Here is an 8238-nt window from a genome sequence, read left to right as displayed (position 1 = left end):
CACGGTGCCACCGCCTCACTTCCGCCGATCACGCCACGTGTGCCCACCCACCTCACGACAACTGCTCCCGAGGCTTGTTGTCATTGAACGCAACCAAAGGGCCCTCGGGAGCACCTACCGTTGGTCCGGGTGGGTGACCGGGTGATTCTAGGACCGGCGACCTGCGGCCACTCGGGAGGGTGACCGAAAGGTTACGGAGAGTAAAGAGACGTTAAAGCGTCTACAAACAGCTGCCCGCGGTCGCGCGGAACAGCTGGGCGAACTGGTCGCCGACCGCGCGCGCCCGCACGGCCGGGTCGGAGGCGGGCCGCCACACCGACTCGCCCCGGCGCAGCTCGACCTTCGTGCCCTCGTCGTCGTAGAGCAGCACCTCACCCGCGGTGCACAGCAGGATCTCCGGACCGGACCCGTCGACCTCGACCTCGCGGCGATCGCTGGCCTCCCAGTCGATGCGCGACAGCTCGAACTCCGGCGTCTCCGTCCGGTAGACCGCGCCGATGTCGCCGGGCTCGCCGGTCAGCACCGGCATGTCCCCGCAGCCGAAGTCGACGACCCGCAACAGCTCCGGCACGTCCACGTGCTTCGGCGTCAGACCGCACCGCAGGATGTTGTCCGAGTTCGCCAGGATCTCCACGGCCGTGCCCTGCAGATACAGGTGCAGATTGCCGGCGGGCAGGTAGATCGCCTCGCCCGCACGCAGGGTCAGCCGGTTCAACAGCAACGCCGCGAGCACGCCCGCATCGCGCGGGTGCACCTCGCCGAGTTCCAGCACGGTGCGGCACTCCTCGGCGAACTCGCCCTTCTCCTGCACGTGCCGCACGCACGCCTGGAGCACCTCGGGCAGCAGTTCGTCGAGCGCCGACTGCGGCAACGTGATCCACGTCGTGAACAGCGCCCGCAACCCGTCCGGGCAGGCTGGCCCGCCAGCAGCTCGGCGTACCACGCCAGGCCCGGCGTCTCGATGGCCCGCAGCAACCGCACCGTCCGATGCGGATCACGGAACCCGGCCAGCGCGTGGAACTCGGTCAGCGCGCACACCAGTTCCGGCTTGGCCGTCGGATCCGGGTAGTTGCGGTTCGGCGCATCCCGCGGAATGCCGGCCGCCTCCTCCCGGGCGTAGCCCTCCGCGGCCTGTTCGGCGGACGGATGCGCCTGCATCGACAGCGGCTCCTCCGCCGCGAGGATCTTCAGCAGGAACGGCAGCCGGCCGCCCCACCGCTCCGCGCAACGGACGCCGAGCTGACCGCCCGGGTCGGCGTCGACGACCTCCAGCAACGTCGTCTCGGTGCCGTCGGGCCGCAGCAACCGCGCCGGATCACCGGGATGCGCGCCGAACCACAGTTCCGCCTCCGGGTGCGGCGACGGAACCGGACGCCCCAACAGCGCCGGAATCGTCGTGCGGGACCCCCACGCATACGCCCGCACCGCACCCTGCAGCAGCTCCACGGTCAACTCCACTCCTCGCCGGCCACAACACCCGCGCGATGTCACACGGACATCGGCGCGACGCGGCCGGCTCCCCCGATCGTCCCAGCTGCCAGCCCGAGGTAGACGGCGGCGAGCTCGAAACGCAACGCCAGCACAGCCGCGCACGCCACGTCGTCGGCCTCGACGAGCTCCTCGGCCGGGGCCAGCACGTCGGCGGTGGGCAGCGTCTCGCCGACCCGGTAGCGCGCGCTGTCGGTGGCCGGACCGGTCCGCACGGACAGCAGCAGCGCCCGCGGCGGATTCGCCGCGCCGACCTCGTCGAACTCGGGGTCGGCGAAGATGTCCCGCTCATCGCTGCCGCGGGCGGCGGCCGTGTGCAGGGCGGGACGAGCCAGCGCCTGTCGGTAGTCGGCGACGTCGGCGACCACGGCGGCGTGCGCGCCGAGCGCGTACGCCGCGTGCTGGCCGACGGCCACGGCCACGTGGTCGAGTCCCCACAGCAGCGGCGTCCGGTCGGCGATCCGCAACGCCAGCGACTTCGCCGGGTTGACGAAGGACTCCTGGTCGAGGTGGCCGCGCGCGGCCTCGTTGTCGAGCCGGTCGGCGAGCCCGTCGACGTCGCACACCAGCAGACCGAGCGCACCGGCCGTGAGCAGGCCGGCGGTCAGGGCCCGCGGGAACGACAGTTCGGGCGGCAGCACGATCCGCGGCGACAGCAACAGCCCGCGCCCGGCCACGGCCGACGCCACCGGGCCCTCGGACGGGCCCGACAGCACCACGGTCGCGCCGTAGCGGGCGGCACGTTCGAGCGACGCGGCGAGGTCCCGGTCGTACGGATCGTCGGTGTGGGCGAGGACGACGTCGAGCGCGCCGATCCACGGCGGCACGACGTCGGAGAACACGACCGGCACCGGGCACGCCGGCGCCAGCAGGGCTTCGACCACCTGCGCCGCGGCCAGACCGGAACCGGGTCGCACGACGATCACCAGCGAGCGGGGGCGGCCGATGTCCAACCGCTCCGCCAGCCCCAGCTCCTGCGCGGCCTCGATGGTGGAACGCACCTGCGCTCCGCCCATCGCCACCGCCCGGAGCAGACCGCCGGTGTCGGCGTCGCCGAGCCGCTGGGGATCGTCGAGGACGGTGTCGTCAAGCACTGTCGGTCCCCGCATCGTCCGGACCCGATGACCCGGCCCCGTCGGTGTCGGCGGCGTTGACGGCGTCGGCGTTGAGGGCCTCGTCGAGCAGCAGCACGGGGATGCCGTCGCGCACCGGGAACTGCCGTGCACAGGACGTGCAGGTCAGCGCATCGGCGGAGGGGTCATCCGGCGTGCCCGGCGTCAGCGGGGCGTGCTCGGTGCACGGGCACGCGAGGATGTCGAGCAGTTGCGGATCGAGTGTGACGGCCATTTTTCCTATTTACCACGGTTGGTTGTCGCGGTCGGGGTCGGTGACGGATCGGTACGAAGGCGAGTTCGCAGCTCAGGCGCGGACGATGGCGAGCACCTCGTCGGTCAGTGCCGACACCGCGGCCTCGTCCGGCGCTTCGACGTTGAGGCGCAGCAGCGGTTCGGTGTTGGACGCCCGCAGGTTGAACCACCGGTCGCCGAAGTCCACGGTAAGCCCGTCCAGCTCGTCGACGCTCACCCCACTGCGTCCGGCGTAGGCGTCCTTCACGGCGGCCACCCTGCCCGCCTGGTCGTCGACTGTCGAATTGATCTCGCCCGACGCCGCGTAGCGCGCGAACCGCGCGGTGATCGTGGCCAACGTGCCGGACTGCTCGCCGAGCGCGGCCAGCACGTGCAACGCGGCGAGCATGCCCGTGTCGGCGCGCCAGAAGTCGCGGAAGTAGTAGTGCGCCGAGTGCTCGCCGCCGAACACCGCGCCCGTCCGCGCCATCTCGGCCTTGATGAACGAGTGGCCGACCCGGGTGCGGATCGCGTGGCCGCCGTGCTCCTCGACGATCTCCGGCACGGCCTTCGACGTGATCAGGTTGTGGATGATCGTGCCGCCCGGCTCCTTGGCCAGCTCCCGCGTGGCCACCAGCGCGGTGATCGCCGACGGCGCCACCGGCTCGCCGTCGCCGTCGACCACGAAGCAGCGGTCGGCGTCCCCGTCGAAGGCCAGGCCGCGTCGGCGCCCGTCTCGCGCACCTTGGCCTGCAGATCGACGATGTTCTTCGGGTCGAGCGGGTTGGCCTCGTGGTTGGGGAACGTGCCGTCGAGCTCGAAGTACATCGGCACGATCTCCACCGGCAGACCCTCGAACACGGTGGGCACCGTGTGGCCGCCCATGCCGTTGCCGGCGTCGACGACGACCTTCAGCGGACGGATCGCGCTCAGGTCGACCAGCGAACGCAGGTAGGCGGCGTAGTCGGCGAGCACGTCGCGCTCGGTGATCTCCCCGCCTGACCGGCGAACTCGGGCACACCCTGCTCGACGGTGTCGCGGATCTCGGCCAGCCCGCTGTCCTGGCCGACCGGCGCGGCGCCGCACGGCACAGCTTGATGCCGTTGTACTGGGCGGGGTTGTGGCTGGCGGTGAACATGGCGCCCGGCATCGACAGGCTGCCGGAGGCGAAGTACAGCTGGTCGGTGCTGGCCAGGCCGATCGACACGACGTCGAGGCCCTGCGAGGTGACCCCCTCTGCGAAGGCGGAGGCCAGGCCGGGCGACGAGTCGCGCATGTCGTGGCCGATCACCACCGACGGCGAGTCCGGCTTGATGAGCAGGGCGAACGCGGCACCGAAGTCCCGCACCACCGCCTCGTCGAGCTGCTCACCGACGACGCCGCGAATGTCGTAGGCCTTCACGATGGCCGACAGATCTGACACGCCTTTTCCCCGATCGTCCGATTGGTGACTCCCCCGAGCCCGGAAATCTCGCCGGGAAGCCTACCCATTCGCCGGACAGGGCCAACGGAGCGGTGAAGCTGGTGACCGTCCGAGCACTAAGCGTGACCGGGCAGGACACGCAGGTGGCCGCGCCTGCCCGTGTCGGTTCCGGTGGCGCCGGGATGCGCCGGCTCGGGGGTGCCGGGTTCGGGCCGTTCCGTGCGGCCCGCCTCGCGCACCGCCTCGGCCAGTGCGGTGAGCTCGTCACCGGACGGCTCGGGCGGCGAGAACGCCCCCTCGTGGCGCACGACCTCCCAGCCGCGCGGCACCGTCAGCCGCATCGCATGGGCTTCGCAGAGGTCGTAGGAATGCGGCTCGGAGGCCGTCGCGAGCGGACCAACGACCGCGGTGGAGTCACCGTAGGCGTAGGTCAGCGTGGCGACAGCGGGCTCGAGGCAGCCCGTCCGCGAACACTTCCGTACGCTCCGCACGGTTGATCACGATAGCCCCTCGGCCGCCGCAAGGGTGAGAAGACACGCCCGCCCGTCGACCATCCCCCAGCTCCACCCCCGATTCGCCCACCCGCGCCCCCCCCCCCCAACGACACGCTGACGCGCGGCTGCACTTGACGCGGCGGGGCGGCACACGGGTGTGGCATGGCGGACGAGGTTGCTGCGCCGGACTCGGGCCGGTGCGTACCCTGGGCCCGGTGACAACGGCTCGAGGTGCACGGTTCCGGCGCCGCACGCGGCGCGATCGACACGGACGCGGCCTGCGCGGTCCGCTCTATCCGGCCAGCCTGCCCGCTGCATCGAGCCCGGCCGAGCGGTTCGACTCCCTCGTCCTGGACGCACTGGAACCGCTCGAGGGCCGCTGGCGCAGCGAGCTGACGAAACTCGACGTGGCCGTGGACGACGTCCCCGAGGTTCCCGACGAGGCGCCGACCGGCAAGGACGGCGAGGCCGCGGCCGACGACGGGGTGCTGCACGACGGGCAGGTTCCGCTGTCGCGTCTCGTGCCGGCAGGCGTCAGCCGGGCCGGGCTGCCGACCCGCGCCCGCATCGTCCTGTACCGGCGGCGCTCGAGGCGCGGGCCCAGGACCCGGCCGAGCTGGCCGACCTCGTGCACGACGTCCTCGTCGAGCAGATCGCCGCCTACCTCGGCGTGGAACCCGACATCATCGAGGGCAACTGACCCTTCGCGCCCTGCGGCCTACACGCGCGGTCGGCGGGAGGGGATTGCCGTCAGGGTGGCGAACAGGAGGGCGGCGACGCTGCCGAGCAGGAACACCCCGTGCGCGGGTGAGGAGTACTGCACGACGACCTCCGACTCGGACTCCGGCACCGAGACGGCCACCTGGTGCCCCCACGCGGGCGTGATGGGCACCGGCTCGCCGTCGACGGTCGCCGTCCAGCCGGGGGCGTGCTCGGCGGCCAACACCAGCAGCCGCCCCTCGGGCCCGTCGGACACGCGCACATGCGCCTCGGGCAGGCGCGCGTCGACGGACGCGATCGCCTCGCCGCGCATCAGCTCGTCGCTGGGCGCGGCGCCACTGACGGCCCGGTGCGCCTGCTCCGGCGACACGAGCGTCACCTGACCCGACTCGGGCGTCAGCCGCAGCACTGTGCGCCCGTCGGACGTCGAGGTCACCGGTTCCACCAGGTCGCCGGCGTCGCGCTGCACCGCCGCACCGTCCTCACCGGGCGGCAGCACCACGAACAGCACCCCCGCGGCGGCGGCGTTCGTCAACGCGTCGCGGGAGCCGGCGAGGATGCCGTAACGCCAGCCTTCGAGACGTTCGGTCATGCCGTCGACCGGGGCCAGCGCGTCGTCGCCGAAGCTCGGCGTGCGGGCGGCCGTCAACCGATCCGCCACCGCGCCCTCGTCAGCGCGGCCGCCCTGACCGAGCACGAGGACGCCGCGTCCGCCGTCGGCGAGCTCGGCCTCGAGGTCGGCCGCCAACTGCAGGCCACCACCGGCGCGCACCTCGCCGCGCGGCTGCTCGGCGGTGCTCGCGAACGACACCGCGAGGACGAGCGCGGCGAGCGTGAGCGCACCGCCCGCGACCCCGGCCGCTGGTGCGCGACCGGACGTCGACAGCGAGCCCATCGCGGGCAACCCGCCGCGGCACGCGCCCAGCACGATCCCCACGAGGCCCATCCCGAGCACGATCAGCGGGGCGCCCGCGTAGCCGGCCGCGGCGGCACCGCCGGTCAGGGGCGTCACGTGCACGAGCCCGACGACCAGCAGTCCCGTGACGCCGAGTGCCGTCAGCACCAGACCGGGCACCAGGTGCCTGCCCGGCGCCAACACGCACGCCACGACCGCGGCCAGGACGAGCGCGATGCCCAGCGGAACGCCGCCCGCCGGGTGCAGCCCGAGCAGGCCGGTCACGGTCGCGGGGTCGGCGGGGCCGGTGATCCCGTGCAGCAGCAGCGCCGGGTGACTCACCAGCGTCGGCAGCCACGGCATCAGCAGCGCGAGCGGGAGCAGCACGACGAGCACGAGCGCGGGGATGCCGCGTCCCGTCCGGCCCGCGGGGGTGGGCAGCACGACGAACGCGATCAGCAGTCCGACGACGGCCATGCCGTAGGTGATCGGCGAGAACGCGCCGAGCAGCGCCAGGCCCAGTGCGCACAGGGTGCTCATCGGCAGCCAGCGCACGTCGGCCCTGGTCACCAGCGATGTCAGGCCCGCGGCGACGGCGGGTGCGGCGATGTGGACCACCACGATGTCGAGCCGGCCGGCGGCGACGGCGTCGGTGGCGGCGGGGATCAGGGCGTAGGCGGCGGCACCGCCCGCGCGGATCCAGCGGTCGAGGCCGGAGCGGCGGGTGGCCGCGTACGCGACGAGTCCCGCCGCGGGCATGGCCAGCAACAACAGCAGCGACACCGCGACGTCGGGCCCGCCCAGTACGCCGAACACACCGAGCACCGCCATCGCGGGAGAGGCCGCGCTCGTCGTGCCTCCGGCCACGCCGTGCCACGAGGAGAAGTACGCCGACCACACGTCGCCGAGGCCGGCCATCGGCAGCAACGCCCCACCCGCGAGGTCCCACCCGAACCGGTCGGCCAGCACGCCGTGCACGAACAGCGACAGCACCGTGAGCGCACCGGCCAGGATCGTCGGCGGGGCCAGCAGCGCCCGTCGCCACGCCTCCCGCCGCGCGGACCGTTCCCGGTCCTCCTGCGTCGGCCGCACAGGCCGCGACGCGGGGAGCAGATACGCGTTCGGCACCGACAGGGCGACCTCGTCGGCGTCCGTCTCGGCGTCGGCGGACTCCCACGTCACCCGGATGAGCGCGCCGGGCGCTCGGCGGGGTAGGCGTCGTCGGCGATCCGGGCACCGTCGGCCCGGGGCAGCAGCACCCCCACGTCGGGGTGGGACTCGGCGGCGGCGAGGAGCTCGGCAAGGCAGTCCGGGTCGGGCACCAACCCGTCGACGTCGCCGAGGACCCACAGCCAATGGCCGGAAGCATCGCCCTCGGGGTCGTCGGCATCGTCGGCGTTGTCCACAGCCTGGAGCAGCGCCTCGGCGAGGAGGTCCTCCCGGTCGCCCTCGGCGTCGACGAACACGACGCCGTCCACACCCTCGACACCGGCGGCCTCGCCGGTATCGGCGTCATCGGCCGATTCGACGTCGGAGACTTCGGAATCCCCGGAACCTTCGGAGTCCTCGGAGGCAGCCGCCGCGTCGGAGTCGTCCGCATCATCGGGGCCGGTCGTGTCGACGAGGACGACCCGGTCGGGCACGACCAGACCGCCGTGCAGGGCCTCGAGCGCAGCCGCCTCCCACGACGGCGCCGAACCCGAACGCCCACTCGATCGCGCACCGCTGCGGATCAGCAGGGCCAACACGGGCAGTGTTTGCGTACGAGGCACCGAGCACTCCGTTGATCACACGCGGCGTCGACCACGGCCGCGCAAGGTCACGACAGGGGCGTGCGCGCACTGACCCCGCGCACTCACCTGCGCACGGTAC

At 73.0% G+C, this 8238-nt stretch carries 5 protein-coding genes and 3 pseudogenes; 1 reads left to right on the top strand and 7 read right to left on the bottom strand.

Going from position 1 to position 8238, the window contains the following annotated elements:
- Positions 1-220 precede the first annotated feature (220 nt).
- The 5 genes and pseudogenes from manA to BJF85_RS18260 all read right to left on the bottom strand — a co-directional run bounded on the left by manA (position 221) and on the right by BJF85_RS18260 (position 4748).
- Positions 221-1446, bottom strand: a pseudogene (manA, locus tag BJF85_RS18280) (mannose-6-phosphate isomerase, class I).
- A 41-nt stretch (positions 1447-1487) separates the two neighbouring features.
- Entirely contained in the window at positions 1488-2597 is a 1110-nt protein-coding gene (locus BJF85_RS18275) for a hypothetical protein (RefSeq protein WP_075849269.1), read from the bottom strand.
- Positions 2575-2835, bottom strand: coding sequence for a Trm112 family protein (locus BJF85_RS18270; protein ID WP_075849267.1), 261 nt, complete (start codon positions 2833-2835; stop codon positions 2575-2577). The genes BJF85_RS18275 and BJF85_RS18270 overlap by 23 nt, the downstream gene beginning before the upstream one ends.
- A 72-nt stretch (positions 2836-2907) precedes the next feature.
- A pseudogene (locus tag BJF85_RS18265) lies at positions 2908-4257 on the bottom strand (phosphomannomutase/phosphoglucomutase).
- 116 nt (positions 4258-4373) lie between these two features.
- Positions 4374-4748, bottom strand: a complete 375-nt coding sequence (locus BJF85_RS18260) for a DUF3499 domain-containing protein (RefSeq protein WP_075849265.1) — start codon at positions 4746-4748, stop codon at positions 4374-4376.
- Between the two features lie 218 nt (positions 4749-4966).
- Between BJF85_RS18260 and BJF85_RS30395 the strand changes: the two are divergent.
- Positions 4967-5451 (top strand): annotated as a pseudogene (locus tag BJF85_RS30395) (metallopeptidase family protein).
- An 18-nt stretch (positions 5452-5469) separates the two neighbouring features.
- On the opposite strand, the gene BJF85_RS18250 reads toward BJF85_RS30395, so the two are convergent.
- Positions 5470-7548, bottom strand: coding sequence for a YfhO family protein (locus tag BJF85_RS18250; RefSeq protein ID WP_139320702.1), 2079 nt, complete (start codon positions 7546-7548; stop codon positions 5470-5472).
- Positions 7545-8138: a hypothetical protein gene (locus BJF85_RS18245; RefSeq protein ID WP_139320701.1), complete on the bottom strand. Its 594-nt coding sequence runs from the start codon at positions 8136-8138 to the stop codon at positions 7545-7547. The genes BJF85_RS18250 and BJF85_RS18245 overlap by 4 nt, the downstream gene beginning before the upstream one ends.
- Between the last annotated feature and the right edge of the window lie 100 nt (positions 8139-8238).

This window comes from Saccharomonospora sp. CUA-673 (genome assembly GCF_001942305.1).
GTDB lineage: Bacteria > Actinomycetota > Actinomycetes > Mycobacteriales > Pseudonocardiaceae > Prauserella.
The sequence above is the reverse complement of the archived record's forward strand: the minus strand, read 5'-3'. Positions and strand labels throughout refer to the sequence as shown.

Excerpts from the sequence above, each read along its gene's own strand:
- BJF85_RS18275 (WP_075849269.1), bottom strand. The coding sequence starts at position 2,597 with ATGCGGGGACCGACAGTGCTTGACGACACCGTCCTCGACGATCCCCAG.
- BJF85_RS18270 (WP_075849267.1), bottom strand. The coding sequence starts at position 2,835 with ATGGCCGTCACACTCGATCCGCAACTGCTCGACATCCTCGCGTGCCCG.